Annotated in this window: 14 protein-coding genes and 1 pseudogene; 13 read left to right on the top strand and 2 right to left on the bottom strand. The window is 55.1% G+C overall.

Translation table 11 applies throughout. The features are described 5' to 3' along the window. The first annotated feature begins 22 nt into the window (after nt 1-22). Genes ABJM11_RS15600 through ABJM11_RS15610 form a run of 3 tightly spaced genes read left to right on the top strand, consistent with a single transcriptional unit; the run spans nt 23 to nt 3083 of the window. Nucleotides 23-1618, top strand: a complete 1596-nt coding sequence (locus ABJM11_RS15600; RefSeq protein WP_348293897.1) for an AMP-binding protein — start codon at nt 23-25, stop codon at nt 1616-1618. Nucleotides 1619-1620: 2 nt separating this feature from the next. Then, nucleotides 1621-2073, top strand: a complete 453-nt coding sequence (locus ABJM11_RS15605; RefSeq protein WP_348293899.1) for a MaoC/PaaZ C-terminal domain-containing protein — start codon at nt 1621-1623, stop codon at nt 2071-2073. Nucleotides 2074-2111: 38 nt separating this feature from the next. Then, nucleotides 2112-3083: a nitronate monooxygenase family protein gene (locus ABJM11_RS15610; protein WP_348293901.1), complete on the top strand. Its 972-nt coding sequence runs from the start codon at nt 2112-2114 to the stop codon at nt 3081-3083. Between the two features lie 9 nt (nt 3084-3092). Here ABJM11_RS15610 and ABJM11_RS15615 read toward each other — a convergent pair whose 3' ends face one another. Further along, nucleotides 3093-3992, bottom strand: a complete 900-nt coding sequence (locus ABJM11_RS15615) for a LysR family transcriptional regulator (protein ID WP_348293903.1) — start codon at nt 3990-3992, stop codon at nt 3093-3095. Nucleotides 3993-4159: 167 nt separating this feature from the next. Here ABJM11_RS15615 and ABJM11_RS15620 point away from each other — a divergent pair, with 167 nt between their 5' ends. The 7 genes from ABJM11_RS15620 to ABJM11_RS15650 all read left to right on the top strand — a co-directional run bounded on the left by ABJM11_RS15620 (nt 4160) and on the right by ABJM11_RS15650 (nt 12287). Further along, on the top strand, nt 4160-4993 hold the full coding sequence (locus ABJM11_RS15620; RefSeq protein WP_348293905.1) for a MaoC family dehydratase N-terminal domain-containing protein: 834 nt from the start codon (nt 4160-4162) through the stop codon (nt 4991-4993). Further along, nucleotides 4994-6157 (top strand): acyl-CoA dehydrogenase family protein, encoded by a 1164-nt coding sequence (locus ABJM11_RS15625; RefSeq protein WP_348293907.1) that lies wholly within the window; start codon nt 4994-4996, stop codon nt 6155-6157. It abuts the gene before it with no gap. Nucleotides 6158-6183: 26 nt separating this feature from the next. Continuing rightward, nucleotides 6184-7380 (top strand): CaiB/BaiF CoA-transferase family protein, encoded by a 1197-nt coding sequence (locus tag ABJM11_RS15630; RefSeq protein WP_348293909.1) that lies wholly within the window; start codon nt 6184-6186, stop codon nt 7378-7380. Between the two features lie 33 nt (nt 7381-7413). Continuing rightward, nucleotides 7414-8229, top strand: a complete 816-nt coding sequence (locus ABJM11_RS15635) for a CoA ester lyase (RefSeq protein ID WP_348293911.1) — start codon at nt 7414-7416, stop codon at nt 8227-8229. A 77-nt stretch (nt 8230-8306) separates the two neighbouring features. Next, a complete protein-coding gene (locus ABJM11_RS15640) occupies nt 8307-9983 on the top strand; it encodes a long-chain-fatty-acid--CoA ligase (RefSeq protein WP_348293913.1) in 1677 nt (558 codons plus the stop codon). A 7-nt stretch (nt 9984-9990) separates the two neighbouring features. After that, nucleotides 9991-11064, top strand: coding sequence for an MBL fold metallo-hydrolase (locus ABJM11_RS15645; RefSeq protein WP_348293914.1), 1074 nt, complete (start codon nt 9991-9993; stop codon nt 11062-11064). A gap of 59 nt (nt 11065-11123) precedes the next feature. Next, complete coding sequence (locus ABJM11_RS15650) at nt 11124-12287, top strand: acyl-CoA dehydrogenase family protein (RefSeq protein ID WP_348293915.1); 1164 nt, start codon at nt 11124-11126, stop codon at nt 12285-12287. Between the two features lie 591 nt (nt 12288-12878). On the opposite strand, the gene ABJM11_RS15655 is transcribed toward ABJM11_RS15650, so the two are convergent. Beyond that, nucleotides 12879-14195 (bottom strand): IS1380 family transposase, encoded by a 1317-nt coding sequence (locus tag ABJM11_RS15655; RefSeq protein WP_348293917.1) that lies wholly within the window; start codon nt 14193-14195, stop codon nt 12879-12881. A gap of 111 nt (nt 14196-14306) precedes the next feature. On the opposite strand from ABJM11_RS15655, the pseudogene ABJM11_RS15660 reads away from it, so the two are divergent. From ABJM11_RS15660 to ABJM11_RS15670, 3 genes and pseudogenes are all read left to right on the top strand, one after another. Next, nucleotides 14307-14642 (top strand): annotated as a pseudogene (locus ABJM11_RS15660) (AMP-binding enzyme); the annotation flags it as partial. Nucleotides 14643-14738: 96 nt separating this feature from the next. Then, nucleotides 14739-16115 carry a solute carrier family 23 protein gene (locus ABJM11_RS15665; protein ID WP_348293918.1) on the top strand — a complete coding sequence of 459 codons (1377 nt, stop codon included), beginning with the start codon at nt 14739-14741 and terminating at the stop codon, nt 16113-16115. 249 nt (nt 16116-16364) lie between these two features. Further along, nucleotides 16365-17198, top strand: coding sequence for a metal-dependent hydrolase (locus tag ABJM11_RS15670; protein WP_348293919.1), 834 nt, complete (start codon nt 16365-16367; stop codon nt 17196-17198). The last annotated feature ends 66 nt before the right edge of the window (nt 17199-17264 follow it).

Consider the following 17264-nt stretch of genomic DNA (forward strand, 5'->3'; position numbering starts at 1 on the left):
GGCCTCTTAAGGGAGTCAGCCCATGAACAGTAGCGAGCATCTGTACAGTCTGGTAGAAGACAATCTCCAAAGTAATCCGGAATCGGTAGTCTTTGTGGAGGATGGTCAGCAAACTAGTTTCAGTCAATTTGACCAACTGTGTCTGCAAAAGGAGCAGTGGCTCCGCAGTCAGGGTATTGGTAAAGGGGATACTGTTGCCATGTGGTTGGTGAACAGCCGCCACTGGCTTGCATTTTATTTTGCCCTGGCCCGTATTGGGGCGACTCTGGCGCCACTGAATACCCGCTACAAAAGCCACGAAATCGGCTACATGATCAACAAGTCCCGGCCGCGATTGCTTATCATGCAGGATCGCTTCCGCAAGATTGACTTTACAGACATTCTCCTGAAAGTAGATCGGGATGAATTAAGCTCGCTTGAAACCGTGGCGTATCTGGAGACGGGTGAAGCTCTACCGGAAACCTTACACGGTATTCCCGTCACGAGTACTATGATCACCGGCAACCAGTCTTCCCGGGAAGAGACGCCTGACGCAGACGGAGTCTCCATCCTTTTCGCTACCTCCGGCACCACCAGCGGTCCAAAGCTGGTCATGCAAACCCAGGCTAACCTGGTTCGCCATGCTCATTACTGTGCGCAAAGCTATGGTATGACGGGGCCGGGGTCTGCGTTACTGTCGGTGTTGCCGCTCTGTGGAGCGTTTGGCCTAAATGCGGTGTTAGCAGCCATGGCGGCGGGCTGCCCGACGGTGATGATGGCTGCATTCGACGGTCCCCAGGCCGCGTCACTGATGCGACAATACAACATCAGCCACGTGTACGGTAGTGACGAGTTGTACCGGAAGCTGATCGATGCTGCCGACGGCGACAAGCCCTTCCCCGCAGCCCGCCTGTTCGGTTTCGGGGCCTTTACTTCCAGCTTCAACGAATACGCATTGGCTGCCTGGGAGAGAGGCATTCCACTCTGTGGCCTATACGGTTCAAGCGAAGTCCTGGCGATTTTTTCTGCACAGACCGGTGACAGACCTGTGCGGGAGAAAATCCGCGGCGGAGGCGTCCCTGCAGCATCAGATCGAGCGCAGCTGCGCATCAGGGATATCGGGTCAGGTGGATTGCTGCCTGCCGGAGAAATCGGAGAAATCGAAATCAAGGGGCCCACCAACTTTATTGGCTACCTTAACAACCCGGAAGCGACAGAAAATGCGATCACGGACGACGGTTTTTACCGCACCGGTGACCTGGGGTACCTGCGAGAAGATGGCTCCTTGGTGTACGAAGCTCGCATGGGGGATGCCATTCGCCTGGGTGGTTTTCTGATCAGCCCATCAGAAATTGAGGCGGTGTTAAAGAATATTCCCGGAGTTGAGGATGCCTATATCGTGGGCATCGAAATTGACGGCAAATCACGCGTGGTCGCTTTTGTTCGGGACGATGGCCAGGCAATGCTCAGTGAGCAGCAGGTTATCGATATTGCGAAGCAGGAACTGGCCGCATTTAAGGTGCCTTACAGGGTTTGGTTTGTGGATGATTATCCGGTTACGCAGAGCGCGAATGGGCTTAAGGTGCAGCGCGGGAAACTTAGAGCTATAGCTGAAGAAAACCTGGCAGAAGGAGATTGACGATGGACCATTCCCTGTATTTCGAAGACCTGGTGGTCGGGCAACACTTTGAAAGCGCCGCCCGAACCGTCACCGAATCAGACATGACTTTTTTCTCCATGCTTTCCGGGGACTGGAACCCCATTCACTGCGACCAGGAGTTTGCGGGCAATACCCGGTTTGGCGAGAGACTGGTTCACGGCGCCTTTGGCATCGCGGTCGCCACCGGCATGATGCACGCCCTGGGTATTTTCGAGAAGTCCGCGGTGGCAATGATGTCCATCAGCAATTGGTCGTTTCTGAAGCCTATTACCATCGGTACGACTCTGCGGCTGCGACTCACCATCCTGGAGGCGGAAGCTGGGGAGAGTAAGCGGGTCGGTAGGGTAAACCGCCGGCTGGAGCTGCTTAACCAGAATGATGAAGTCGTTCAGAGTGGCCAATCCGACATGTTGATTCTGAAAAAGTTGGCCTGACTCCGGTTTGCCTTACCTGAATTTAGTTTGGAGATACCATGAGCAATAGAATTCCAGATGCTTTGCGAAACCTGACGCTGCCAGTCATTTCGTCCCCCATGTTTACCGTTAGTTACCCTGACTTGGTCCTGGCGGAGTGTAAAGCGGGTATTGTCGGCTCTTTTCCGGCGCTGAACGCACGACAGCCAGAATTGCTGGATGAGTGGCTGACGATGATGAATGAAGAGCTGGACAGCTTCAAAGCTACCAATCCTGACAAGCGGGTTGGCCCCATTGCAGTAAACCAGATCTCTCATTCATCCAACGTGCGTCTGGAGCAGGATGTGGAAACCTGTGTCAAACACAAAGTGCCCATTATTATCTCCTCTTTGAGAGCGCCGGTTAAGGAAATCGTGGACGAGGTGCATAGCTACGGCGGCATCATACTGCATGATGTCATCAATTTGCGTCACGCGATGAAAGCACTGGAAGCTGGCGTTGACGGCCTGATTTTGGTCGCGGCCGGGGCTGGTGGCCACGCAGGCACCCTATCCCCTTTCGCTCTGCTAGGGGAAGTTCGCAGACACTTTGATGGCCCGGTGGTCCTGGCAGGGTCTATTGCTACTGGAAATTCGGTGCTGGCAGCCGAGGTTATGGGCGCTGATTTTGCCTACGTAGGTACCCGCTTCATTGCCTCTCAGGAAGCTAATGCCCGGGAAGACTATAAGGAATGCATCGTTCAGTCTGGCGCCTCTGATGTTGTCTACAGCAACTATTTTTCCGGAGTACATGGCAATTATCTGAAAGAGAGTATTCGCCGTACCGGCCTTGACCCGGATGATCTCCCTGTTGGCAACAAGAGCAAGATGAGTTTCAAGGATGGTCGCTCCAAGGCCAAGGCCTGGAAAGATATCTGGGGCGCAGGGCAGGGTGTGGCTATGATAAACGACTTCCCGCCAGCGGAGGAGATCGTGGCGCGTATGAAAGCAGAATACGATGAGGCGTATGCCAAACTGTGTAACAGGCGCTGACAAAGGCGCCTATGTGAAGTTGGCTTGAGAGCGAATTTCTTTCACCAGTTCCTTGCCGCATGTCGGTAAGGCATTCAGTTCCCTCACAATCAGACTGCGCTCCCGCTCTGCCCAGTCGTCCTCCAGGTCGATGGTGGCGATGTCAAGGAAAGCAGCATAGCGGCGAGCGATGGAGCGGGGCAGGATGCCAATGCCCACGCCGCGGCTGACCATTCTGCAGGCAGACTCGAAGCCGAAGACCTGGATACGCATCTGAAGGGGGGAGCCGGTTTCGCTGGCCTGTTCCTTGAGGAAATTGAATAGGGTGCTGCCCTCACGTAAACCGATGTGTGGGTAGTCGAGGGTTTCCCGAAACGAAATGGTCCGGCTTGCTGCCAGTTCGTGATTTATAGGGGTGACAACCACCAGCCTGTCAACACTAAATGGAATGATCTCAAGTTTCTTGTTTGCATTCACCGGACCGGCAACCACCCCCATATCTGTTGAGCCGTCGATCACGCCCCGAATAATATCGTGCGTCAGTCGCTCCTGAAGATCCACGCTGACCCCCGGGCGGGTCGCCAGAAAACGCGCCAGTACGTCGGGCATGAAATCGCTTACTGCTGTGGTGTTGGCAAAAATCCGCAAATGCCCCGACTCGCCTTCCGCGTATTGCGAAAACTCGTCCTTGATGTAGTCAACCTGTCGCATGATAGCCCGAGCATGAACCAGCAGGTCATGGCCCGCGGGCGTAAGCTCGACACCCTGGCTATCACGATAGAACAGTCGGCTTCCCAGCTGTCCCTCAAGGGATTTGATACGCATGCTGGCCGCCGCCGTTGAAAGGCTTGCACGCTTGGCCCCGCCCGTCAGGCTGTTGGCTTCTGCAACGTGGATAAACAGACGTAAATCGGGGATATCAAAGTGCATAATAAAAATTCGACAGCAAGCTAACAAATGGATTCACAGTCTAAACCACCGGGGTGTTCATGGAAACCAAACGCACCCTTGAGCAAAAACAAATTCTCACTTGCTTCGTATACCTGCATTATTGTCATTATTCCGAACCCAGAATAAAGATTGATAGAGGATGCACAATGTCACGTTCCCCCGAAGACTGGATTGGCGAGAACGAATCCTGCAAGGATCGACTGGACCCTGCGCATGCCTGTCGTATTGCGGCAATGCTGGATCAGCCATTTCCTCAAGAAGGCGATGCCTTGGCGGCCTTGTGGCACTGGGCATTTTTCCAGATACCGGTTCCGCCGTCTGCAACAGGGCCTGATGGCCATATTGCGCCTGGAGGTTTTTTGCCGAAATCCGAAGGCAACACCCGGATGTGGGCGGGGGGCCGGGTTAACTTCCACAAGCCGTTGGCAATCGGTCAACCAGCGGAACGTCAGTCGCGTATCGAGGCCGTGAACGAAAAAAACGGGCGTTCCGGTAAGTTGCTGTTTGTTACCGTGGCACATGAGTATCACCAGAACGGTGAGCTGTGCCTGAGTGAAGAGCAGGACATCGTTTACAGGGCACCGTCAGTTCCCCGTCTGTCGCTCGATAAACCGGTTGCCGATCCCCAGTGGAGTCAGTCGGTGACGCCGTCCCCCCTGTTGCTATTCCGGTATTCAGCCGTCACCTTCAACGGCCACCGTATACATTACGACCACCCCTACACGACAAAGGAAGAGGGGTATCCGGACCTGGTGGTCCACGGCCCACTGATTGCTACCCTGATGGTGCAGGCGTTCGTTGACGCCAATCCAGGTCTGAATCCGGTGCGCCTGTCGTATCGAGGCTTACGGCCGCTGACCGTCAATAGGCCCTTCCGTGTTGAAGGCAGAATTGATGGTGATGGTAAAGCATTGCTCTGGGCCGCCAATGAAGATGGCCCCGCTCACGAAGCAGAACTTCAATTTGAGGAGAAGAGATAGATGACCAGTCCATCCCTGAAAAAGTACGAGGATATCCGAGAAGGCGTGCGTGGTCTGTGTGCGGAATTTGATGCCGCGTACTGGCGCGGCGTAGACGAACGTAAGGCCTTCCCGGAGGAGTTCGTTGAAGCTATGACCCGTGCCGGTTGGCTGGCGGCGATGATTCCCGAGGAATATGGTGGTTCGGGTCTCGGTGTATCGGAAGCCTCGGTGATACTGGAGGAGGTTAACCTTGCGGGCGGTAATTCCGGAACTGTGCATGGCCAGATGTACAACATGTTTACCCTGCTGCGCCATGGCAGTGAGGAACAGAAGCAGAAATATCTGCCAAGAATCGCCGCAGGTGAATTGCGTTTGCAATCGATGGGGGTGACCGAGCCAACTACCGGAACCGATACTACCAAGATCAAGACCACTGCGGTGCGTCAGGGCGACAAGTATGTAGTCAATGGCCAGAAGGTGTGGATTTCCCGCATCCAGCACTCAGATCTGATGATCCTCCTGGCCCGGACCACGCCGTTGGCAGAAGTGAAGCGCAAGTCGGAGGGGATGTCGATCTTTCTCGTTGATTTGCACGATGCAATCGGCAATGGTCTGACCGTTCAGCCTATCGCCAATATGGTGAATCACGAAACCAATGAACTATTCTTCGACAACCTTGAGATTCCTGCCGAGAATCTGATTGGCGAGGAGGGCAAGGGATTTCGTTATATCCTTGACGGCCTGAATGCCGAGCGGGCACTGATCGCGGCCGAGTGTATAGGTGATGGCCGCTGGTTTATCGACAAAGCTCGCAAATATGCCAGTGACCGGGAAGTGTTTGGCCGTCCGATTGGCAAAAACCAGGGCATCCAGTTCCCCATTGCCAAGGCGCACATCAATGTAGAAGCAGCTGACCTGATGCGCTGGCGCGCCTGTGAAGAATACGACAGCGGTCGCAATGCCGGCGCCAGCGCCAACATGGCCAAGTACCTGGCGGCTGAGTCATCCTGGGAAGCGGCTAACGTGTGCCTGCAGACCCACGGAGGGTTTGGCTTTGCCAACGAATATGACGTAGAGCGGAAGTTCCGTGAAACCCGTCTGTATCAGGTGGCACCGATTTCCACCAACCTCATTTTATCCTATGTGGCAGAGCATCTTCTTGAATTACCCCGGTCGTTCTAACTCTCAATAACTGCGAGAACGTTTTTGTGGCAGCAAATAAAGCCCCCCTCCCCCTGGAGGGGGTTACAGTGATTTCGTTGGAGCAGGCGATTGCCGCGCCCCTGTGTACCCGGCAACTAGCGGAGCAGGGGGCGAGGGTTGTCAAGATTGAGCGTCTTGGAACCGGAGACTTTGCCCGGGACTACGATACCAGAGTTAATGGATTGTCCTCCCACTTTGTATGGGTTAACCGCTCCAAGGAAAGCCTGGCGTTAAATTTGAAAACTCCCGAGGGGCAGGAAATTCTGCATCAATTGCTGGCGGATGCGGACGTATTCGTGCAGAACCTGGCGCCCGGTGCTACGGCCCGTATGGGGCTGTCGTTCAGTGAGCTGTGTGCACAGTACCCGGGACTGATTGTCTGTGATGTGTCCGGCTATGGCGAGGGTGGGCCGTACAGGAACAAGAAGGCTTATGACCTGCTGATCCAAAGTGAAAGTGGTTTTCTGTCGGTGACGGGAACACCCGGGGCCGGTGGTATGGCAAAGGCTGGCTGTTCAGTTGCGGACATTGCCGCTGGAATGTACGCCAGCAATGCCATTCTGTCGGCACTGTTGCTACGTGGTCGAACCGATGAGGGCAGCCATATTGACGTCTCTCTGCTCGAAAGCCTGGTGGAGTGGATGGGCTACCCGATGTATTACAGCTTTGATGGAGCGCAGCCACCACCAAGGGCAGGAGCTTCTCACTCCACGATTTATCCGTACGGACCGTTTCCGGTCGGGGATGGTAAAACCGTGATGCTTGGGTTGCAGAACGACCGCGAATGGCGGATTTTTTGTGAGAGGGTTCTTGAGCGTTCGGAGCTGGCAGGAGATGCGCGTTTTTCTGATAACGCCCGTCGGTCAGCGAACAGGAACCAGCTCGGTGAGCTTATCGGTATGATCTTTTCGGAGTTGACACTGGATCAGGTGCTAACCCGCCTGGATGAGGCCGGTATCGCCAACGCATCGGTTAACGACATGACACAGGTATGGCAGCATCCTCAACTAGCGGCCCGTGACCGCTGGCTAGAAGTGGCAACGCCTGTCGGGCCCGTGCCGGCACTAAAGGCACCCGGGCTATGGTTTCCGGAAGCCGTCTCGGCGGTGCCATACCTTGGCGAGCACAGCACTCTAATTCTTGAACAGCTCGGCTACAGCCGTGACAGGATTGATCAGTTAAAAAGCGCAGGAGTGATCTAACACCTGCGTAACTCAGAAAACAGGATTCTGACCATGACAGGCAAAGATTTGAAAACCATGCTCTTCGTGCCGGCTTCCCGACCTGATCGCATTCCCAAGGCGATCGCTAGCGGTGCCGGAGCGGTAATTGTGGATCTAGAGGATGCGGTGCCAGCGGATGCCAAGATCCCTGCCCGTGAGGCATTAGATGCGTTCTTGGCAGACCATCACGGTGAGTCGATCTACGTGCGCGTTAATGCCCGGGGTACTAATGAGTTTGAGGTGGACATGGCGCTATGCGCCCGCCATTCGAAGGTGGTTGGCATCATGTTGTCGAAAGCCGAGTCCGCGGAGGACGTCCAGGCCGTGGCCAGTTTTGGCAAGACCGTCATTCCGCTAATTGAATCAGCTCGTGGTCTGGTTGCCCTTAACGAAATTGCCTCGGTGCCCGGAGTTGAGAGACTGAGCTACGGTGGCCTGGATCTCAGTGATGACCTCGGCATTGAAGGTAATACGGAAGGGGCGGAGACGGTCATGGACCAGTGCCGCTATCAGCTTCTGGTGAGCTCCCGAGCAGCTGGTTTGCTGGCTCCTATTGATACCGTGTTTCCCGTTTTTGATGACGAGGATGCGGTACTAAGTCGTGCGCGCCGGGCCCGTAATATGGGTTTTGCGGGCATGCTTTGCATTCATCCAAAACAGATTCCACAGGTGCAGGCTGGTTTTTCCCCGGATCCTGATCAGGTGGCCTGGGCGCGTAAAGTCATGGAGGCGGCGAGGTCAGGTGGTGCTGCTTTCAAGGTGGAGGGCCAGATGGTGGATGCTCCAGTGATTGCTATGGCCAGAACTATTCTTGAGCGTGCCAGTTAGACTGCTCGCCAGAATTTCGGGAGGTTCATAGCAGGAACAGTTTCAGCAACATCTTAGCCGCAGAGCCGGGAGAAAACATGAAAGCAGAACGGAACACCTATTGGCCCAAGGGGTTGCCACGAACACTTGAACTGCCCAAAACGAGCCTCTACTACAACCTGGAGGTGGCGGCAACCCGCTACCCGGACAAGCCGGCGGTAGTATTCTATGACTCGGTGGTCAGTTATTCCGAATTGCGTCAGCAAGTTGGGGCACTGGCGGGGTATCTGCAGTTGGAGTGTGGTGTGTGTCCCGGTGACCGTGTCGCTCTGTATTCGCAGAATTCTCCTCAGTATGTCATCGGTTACTACGCGATTCTCCGTGCTCAGGGGGTGGTGGTTCCCGTCAACCCGATGAACCTGTCAGAGGAGCTTCAATACTGTGTATCCGACAGTGGTGCCCGCACGGCTCTGGTGTCTCAGGAACTGTACGGTAATGTGCAACCTCTATTGGCCTCGGGCGATCTTGATCACGTGATTGTTCATGCCTATGCTGATTACCTGACTGCGGAGACTGACCTCGCTGTTCCGTCTGCTGTAACAGAACCTAGGCAGGAGCACGCCGCCCCCGGCGTTGTCCTTTGGCAAGACGTGATTAGTCGCGAACTGGCGCCTTCTGCTTTTACCGGTAAGCACGACGACCTGGCCGTTATTGGCTATACCTCCGGTACCACGGGGCATCCGAAGGGCTGTGTTCATTCCCACAGTACCGTGATGGCCGCAGTGGCAGCTTCGGCCGTCTGGCGCGGTGGTTCGCCGGCATTCTCGGCACTGGCCATTGCCCCGCTGTTCCATTTTCTGGGGATGCAAGGTGGAATGAATGGGCCTATCTTCAACGGTGCAACCTCGGTGCTGATGCAGCGGTGGGATCGGGATGTGGCGATGAAACTGATTGAGCGTCACCATGTCAGCCTGTGGAGCGCTCCGCCGTCGATGATTGTCGATTTTTTCTCGAATCCGGACCTGGCCACCCATGACGTCTCCAGTCTCCGTAAACTGATGGGGGGTGGGGCGGCGATGCCTGAAGCCATTTCTCGCAAGCTGGCAGAAGAGTTTAACATCGTATACAACGAAGCCTACGGACTGACCGAAACTGCTGCTTTCATTCTTGGTAACCCCGTCGAGCGCGGCAAACGACAATGCCTGGGCATTGCCAGCTTTGGGGTAGATGCACGTATCGTTGACCCTGCCACGCTCGAGGATCTACCCCAAGGCGAAACTGGAGAGATCATCCTGCACGGCCCTCAGGTAATGCTGGAGTACTGGAACAATGCGGAAGCGACCGCCAAGAGTTTTCTGGAACGTGATGGTAAACGCTTCCTTCGCACTGGCGACTTGGGATACATGGATGAGGAGGGCTACTTCTTCATGGTCGACCGGCTCAAGCGAATGATTAATGCCTCCGGATTCAAGGTCTGGCCGGCGGAAGTAGAGAGTATCATGTATGGTCACCCGGAGATTCACGAAGCCTGCGTCATTGCAGTGCCGGATCCGAAGCGGGGCGAAACGGCCAAGGCGATGGTTGTACTGAAACCCACTGCACCAGAAAATGTCACCGAAGACGACATTATCGAATGGTGCAAAAAGCATATGGCGGCTTATAAAGTGCCGACAGCCGTTTCGATTATCGATGAGTTGCCGAAGTCCGGCACCGGTAAGATCATGTGGAGACAGTTGCAGGAAGAAGCCCGAATGGAGGGGGCAAATCGTGCCTGATGCCGGCATGAATCTTAAGAACGCAGATAGAGTACCAGAAGCTGCCGAGTTGGTTGAGGTAGCGCAGAACGTTTTCTGGTCCCGTATCCCCCTGCCTGGAAAACTGAACCATATTAATATCTGGCTGATCCGTGACGAGGACGGCTTTTCCGTGGTTGATACCGGCATGTGTACACCCACGGCTGAGACCGCCTGGAAGTCTCTGTTGGAGTCTCTGCCGGAGGGCAAGCCGGTCCGGCGGGTGTTTGTGACCCACTTGCATCCGGATCATGTGGGTATGGCTGGCTGGTTGTTGGAGCGGGACGCAGAAGAGTTCTGGATGACTCGAATGGAGTATCTGACCTGTCGGGTAATGGTGGCTCAGTCCCACGACGAAACCGTACCTGAGGACTTCGCCGCCTTTCACCGTGCTGTTGGCTGGCCTGATTCGGCCATCGACTGTTACTACGATCATTATCACAATTATGGCAGACGGGTTTCACGGTTGCCCCGCAGCTACCAACGGCTGGAGGAAGGGCAGCACCACGTTATCGGTGGACACCGATGGCGGGTTGTTGTAGGTAACGGGCACTCTCCTGAGCACGCCTGCCTGTACTGCGAAGAGAGCAAATTGCTGATCTCCGGTGATCAGGTGTTGCCCGGCATTTCGTCCAATGTCTCAGTGACACCCCTGGAGCCGACTGCAAACCCGATGGCTGATTGGCTGGCCTCACTCACTAAGCTGAAAGCTGAAATTCCCGATGATGTGCTGGTGCTACCAGCTCATCAGCAGTGTTTTACGGGATTGCATGATCGGATTGAAACCCTGATTGCAGACCAGAAGAGGGCCTTCACGGGTTTGCGGGCGGCTCTTGCAAGTGAGCCAAAGAGAGTGATTGACGTATTCGCAGTGCTGTTTGGTCGTGACATATCAGAAGAGGACTTTATGGTTTTCAACTTGGCAACCGGAGAGGCCCTCGCCTGCTTGAATTATCTCATTGAACGTAACGAAGTGCATTTTGTGACCGATGCGAAGGGTGTTCGCTGGTATCGGTCTGTTGGGTTTCAGGAGCAGGAACGGGAAGCACGGCGTCCGGAATAACTCAGGTCAGCTACTCAAGGGGGCTAACCATCATCCTATTTTCTAACAAGGAGGCCACAATGGCACTTGATCAAGAAATGCTGAATCAGTTTGTCGAAAGTGTGCGTCGGTACGTCCGTGATCGCCTGATTCCCCTGGAGATGCAAGTGGCAGAGGAAGACCAGATTCCGGAAGACGTCATCGCCGAAATGAAAGAGATGGGGCTTTTTGGAATTTCGATACCTTCTGAGTTCGGTGGTCTGGGTCTGAGCATGTCAGAGGAAGTCGCAATTATTCAGGAAATGGGCTACACCTCACCAGTTTTTCGTTCAATGTTTGGTACCAATGTTGGCATTGGTTCGCAAGGCATCGTTATGGACGGTACACCGGAACAGAAGGAAAAATATCTACCCAAGCTTGCCACCGGCGAACTGATCGGCTCATTTGCGCTGACCGAGCCTGATGCAGGATCAGATGCCGGGTCAGTGAGAACAAGCGCCCGGCGAGATGGTGATGATTACATCATAAATGGAACTAAACGATACATCACTAATGCACCCAGGGCGGGGATCTTCACAGTGATGGCTCGCACCGGCACCCGTGAAGAAGGTGCGCGCGGTGTGTCCGCATTCCTGGTCGATGCGAAACTACCGGGTATATCGCTTGGAAAACGTGATCAGAAAATGGGGCAGAAAGGCGCTCATACCTGTGATGTTATCTTTGAGGATGTGCGCGTACCTGCAGATACCTTGATCGGAGGAAAGGAAGGGCAGGGTTTCAAAACAGCCATGAAAGTTCTTGATCGGGGGCGCTTGCATATCAGTGCGTTAAGCGTGGGTACGGCCAAGCGACTCATTGATGAGAGCGTTTCATATGCATCTGGCCGGAAACAGTTTGGAACAGAAATTGCCAATTTTCAGTTGGTGCAGGCAATGCTCGCAGATAGCCAGACTGAGTACTATGCCGGAAAGTGCATGGTTGAAGCGGCTGCTAAATCCTTCGATGCAGGCGAGGCGGTGTCGATGAATGCCTCGAGTTGCAAGCTGTTCTGTACAGAAATGGTAGGGCGTGTTGCGGACCGGGCAGTTCAGGTCCACGGTGGCGCTGGTTACATCAGCGAGTACTGTGTTGAGCGTTTTTTCAGGGATGTCAGGTTGTTCCGCCTATATGAGGGAACGTCGCAGATCCAACAACTGGTAATTGCCAAGCATCTAGTCCGCAACGCGGAACATTCGCCGGGGTGATTCGCAGATAAAATTTGATAATGCTGAACTCCTAATGGGGCTCCTAGGCCTGGACTTACCCCGTCCAATAACGCTCGAAAGACATAATGATTGAAATTCATCGTTCCCGTTTCGAGACCGCGGAAGAATACAGCAGGCCAGGGGGCTATGGGTTTGGTGCCAACACCACAGCGTTCTTCCGGGTCATCGATGTTGGCGTTCGTTGTTATTTAACGATCACAGCAGGATATTCCAGGCGGGTGGCGGAGCCAGTTACTTTTTATCGGCTTATCATCGGAGCGGTTCCGGTGGGCGCCTGTTTACTCGCATCTGTACAACAGGTCCAAGGTCATTCGCTACCACCTTTTCATTATTAATGCCTGAATCAGTGACTTTGCAGGCGAATATACCCCGCAAATCGCCATCGGCGCTAACGGGAGCCATCAATTGTCGAAAAATAGGTTGCGAGTGCCTGAAACGCGCAGCCTGAAGTCGACCAGAGACCAGGATTTGGCTGCTTTTTGATCAAACCATGGTCGTTAGGCAATAGCGGATTGCCCCGGTATGGTTTCCCGGGTGGTTTTAAGATGATGCGGTCACTGCCGAACGAGCCTATCCGGAGGCGGCGATTCCTTCGTAGAGGTCGCGGTAAACGGCAAAGCCCGGACAGTGTCGACCAAAGCGCAGAACCCACTGTCGGCCACTGTGTACCAGGCGACAGGCCATGGTCATCAGCTCCTGCATCACGGTTCTCAGGCGGCGGCGTTTAGCCGGGTGGCGCACTGGCGCATCCGGGCCAGTCAGTCTCAGGCCCATCCAGCGCAGCACGTTATATCCCAGTGTTGCGAAGGCCATGACCAGGTTGTTGGTGTCGAACTTGCCGGACGGCAGGCGCTCCAGATCCAGGTCGGTTTTGAACTCGCTGTGGAATTGCTCACTGGTGGCGTGATCGCTGTAAAACGCCATGATTTGTTGTTCATCGGCCACCTCGGCTGGCAAGGAGGTAATCCAGCCTTCAAGACTGACCTCCGGCTCCAGATACAGCTGGCCACCGGCATCGCTGGTGCGCACCGTGACTTTAACGATCTGGCGCAACCCGGGCTCGTCCGACAGGTTTTCCGATAAAACCGCCTCCATCTTGCCGTTGCGGTCCAGTGTCCAGGCTTTCTGAGCCTGGGCCTTCTCCGCCCAGGCCAGGGGATCCTGCTTGCGGGGATTCCACTTGATCAGGAAGTCGACCTGCTTCTGCTCGCGCAGAAAGTCGCGATTGTCACGGGCATCGTGTGCGCTGTCCAGGCGCAGCAGGATGGGCTTGTCCGTCAGTGCCCGGGCCCGGGGTAAAACCCGCTTGAGGGTATCGAGAAACCCATTATTGGCGTGCTGGCTGCCAGGGCGCAGTTCGCAGCCCAGGCACCAGCCTTCCTGGCCCAGATAGGCCGCTATCGGTGCGTAGCCGTCGTAGCCCTTGTAGGTGTAGCTGACACCCTCTTTGCGGGTCTGGCTGTTGTCCATGGGAAAGACGTCCATATCCAGGGCAACGTGACCCATCGCCAGAGGTGATACCGGGGCTTCGATGGACTGAAGAAACTCAACGCTGGCATCATCCAAAAGCGGCGTCAGGGCTCGGGCATCTTCATCAAACCGTTGCCGCAAGCGGGCTGACGATGGCGACTGCTTGATGCCCATGGCGGTTTTGAAGAATGGATCCGTGCGTACCGGCTCGACCGCCTCGAAGTCACTCTTGCCCAGCGTGATCAGGCCAAGGTAGGTGCGGATCAGCTCGATGTTTGGAATGCCGTGGCGCTTGACGACCGTGCGAGCGGTTTTGATCAGCGACGTGTGCCGGTTCAGACAATGGCCTATCAAGGCCAGTCCGCCATGGGGTGTATAGACTTCGGTTCGGGATTGCTGGAGAGTGAAAGTACGCATGAGCCAAATGCACTGACTGGGTGAATGGATGTCAGGTGCCATTATATCGCTTAAGGCTCTGTTATTGCAGGCTTTAAGCGCAGTTTTAGCCGATTGAAGTCACTGATTCAGGTGGAAATCAAGGATCGCCTGAAAGACATCATCATCTCCGGTGGCGAGAACATTTCCACCATTGAGGTGGAAGACACCCTTTATCGTCATCCAGCCGTTCTTGAAGCCGCGGTGGTGGCCCGTCCTGACGACAAGTGGGGCGAGACGCCCTGTGCGTTCATCACCCTCAAACCGGAAGCCGGTGAGGTCAGCGAAGAAGATCTGATCGCTTTCTGTCGTGAGCGGCTGGCCCGCTTCAAGGTACCCAAAACCATCGTGTTCACCGACTTGCCGAAAACCTCCACCGGCAAGATCCAGAAATTCGTGCTGCGTGATCAGGCGAAAGAGCTCGGCTGACCAGGCACAGACTTAATCCGGTTCCGCGGGGCCCGGAATCCATCAACACAAGAACAACATCAGGCGCGGCTTGTTACGCGCCAGGAGAACTTTTGCATGCAAATGTACCATCGCAAGAACGGGGAAGAGCAACCGTACTGGCCTGCGGGCCCCTTCAAGATTCGTCTGCCGTTTGTCCACTATCGCTGGGAATTCGCGGAAATGGTGCAGGGCCTGATCATGTTCGTGGTCAGCCTGGCCATGATTCCCCTGTTGGAGAAATACCTCGGCGTGCCTTACGACGTCGCGCTCGCCTACGTGGTGATCTGCGGCATCGGTTTCATGTTGCCGGCGCTGTTGGGCGTTCCACTGGTACCGGGCTGGATTACTCCGGGTATTCCCGTAGTACTCCTGTTCCTGGGCGACTACGAACCCGGGCCTGAGGCTATCCAGGCGCTTTTCGCACTGCAGTTCCTGGTGTTCATTATCTTCCTGGTACTGGGGATAACCCGCTTGGGCAGCAAACTGGTGGAGCTGATACCCCGATCCATGAAGGGCGGGATCATCATTGGCGCCGGTATTGCGGCACTGATGGGTGAAATTGAAGCGGGTGGCCGGCTGGCAGAAACCCCAATCTCGCTGATCGTCGGTGGCCTGGTGTGTCTTTACCTGATGTTCTCCGTTTCCTTCAAAGGCTTTGTCGACAGCAACAGCATGGCCCGGAAAATCGCCAACTACGGTATGGTGCCGGGGATGGTCGTCGCCATCGTGGTGGGTTTTGCGACTGGCGAGTACGCTGTACCCAATGTGGAATGGGGCATCACCAAACCAGCGTTTGACGAGCTCTGGAATTACTTGCCGTTCGCGGTTGGTTTCCCGGATGCCAATGTCTTTCTTTATGCCATTCCGACTGCGGTGATCGCCTACGTGATCGCATTCGGTGACATCGTCGTGGGTCAGTCCCTGATGAGCCGCGTGGACCATCTGCGCAAAGACGAAGACATCGACAACAGCATTGACCGTGTACACCTGGTAACCGCTCTGCGCAACGGCGGCCATGCCTTTTTTGCGCCCTATCCCGGCCTGGCGGGCCCAATCTGGACCGCGGTAACCGCTACTATGGCCGAGCGCTACAAGTACGGCCGCAATGCCATGGAGTCCATCTACAGTGGTGGTGGCACTTTCTGGATCACCGGCTTCATTGCCGTATTCATGCTACCGCTGGTGAGCTTCTTCCAGCCGGTGCTGCCGATTGCCCTGTCGCTGACCCTGCTGCTGACCGGCTACATCTGCCTGATGGTGGGGCTCGAGCAACTGGAGAACAACACCGAGCGTGGTATTGCCGGCACCATGGGTGTGGTACTGGCGGTTTATGGCGCAGGCTGGGGCCTGGCCACTGGCGCGGTACTGTATATCCTGATTGAACGCACCAAACTGATCGGATTTACCGCCGACCCGGAGGCGCCGGGCGTCAAGGCAGCGGAAGAGCACTAAACGGTGGCCTCCGCGTCCAGCGGAGCCCACCAACCCCTGTGTGTCCTTGGAGGTATTGGCGTCGCCATACCTCCTTTTTTATGCCCGTTGACGATCTGTCATTTTGTGACAATCTGTCGACTTTTTTCTGTTTCTGCCTTCCTTCATAACTGAATTCAGGTTTAAACTGGTGCCTCTGATTAATTTTCGTACGCGGTTTACGCTGTACGGTGAATGCCGCTCCATAATCACAATAAACCGGAGGCAGTCATGACCATCAGTTCCACTCCCGAGGGTGTGTCCGTTTCGCCGCGGCACCTGCGCTTTGATCTTGCTGCTGATCTTCAAACGCTCTGGCACAGCAACGACAGCTTCCGCACAGCCTTTTTCAACGCACTTTCCCTTCAGTTCCCGGACGGGGAGCAGCAGTTTATAAATGCGGTCCGCCTGTACCGAGACCAGGTGGATGACCCCAAGCTTAAAGAGGAAATTCGCGGTTTTATTGGCCAGGAAGCGCTGCACAGCCGGGAGCACAAACATTACAACGAAGCCCTGAAAGCCCGTGGCTACGATATCGATGCCATTGACGAGCGATTCCGCAAACACATGGAATGGGTCGGCAGGCTGCCGCCCAGCCGGCAACTGGCCGGGACCTGTGGCGCTGAGCACTACACCGCGGTACTGGCAAATGCGATTCTCAAACATCCGGAGTGGATGGAAGGCGCATCTCCTGGTATGGCCCGATTGTGGCGCTGGCATGCCATTGAGGAAACAGAGCACAAGTCGGTGGCTTTCGATGTCTACCGCCATTGCGTCGGCAACGAGCGGTTGCGAAAGATCGTCTTCCTGTTCGTGACGTGGAATTTTTTCAAGTACACCTTCCTCAACACCTGCAGTCTGCTTAAGACTGACGGCAAGTTATGGAACCTGGGCACCTGGATTGGCGGAATCAACTTTCTGTGGGGTAAGCCGGGCGTATTGCGAAAGTGTCTGCCGGACTTCCTGGCCTATTTCCGGGAGGGATTTCATCCCTGGCAACAGGATAATCGTGACCTGATCGATAAAAATCTCAATGAACTTGAGCTGGAGCAAACGGCCGGTTAGCTGGGTGCTGAAATTGCCATGGCTTTGTGTAAGACTGGGCGCTGCCAAGAACAATGACAATAAAGG

Source organism: Marinobacter sp. (assembly GCF_039977835.1).
Lineage (GTDB): Bacteria > Pseudomonadota > Gammaproteobacteria > Pseudomonadales > Oleiphilaceae > Marinobacter.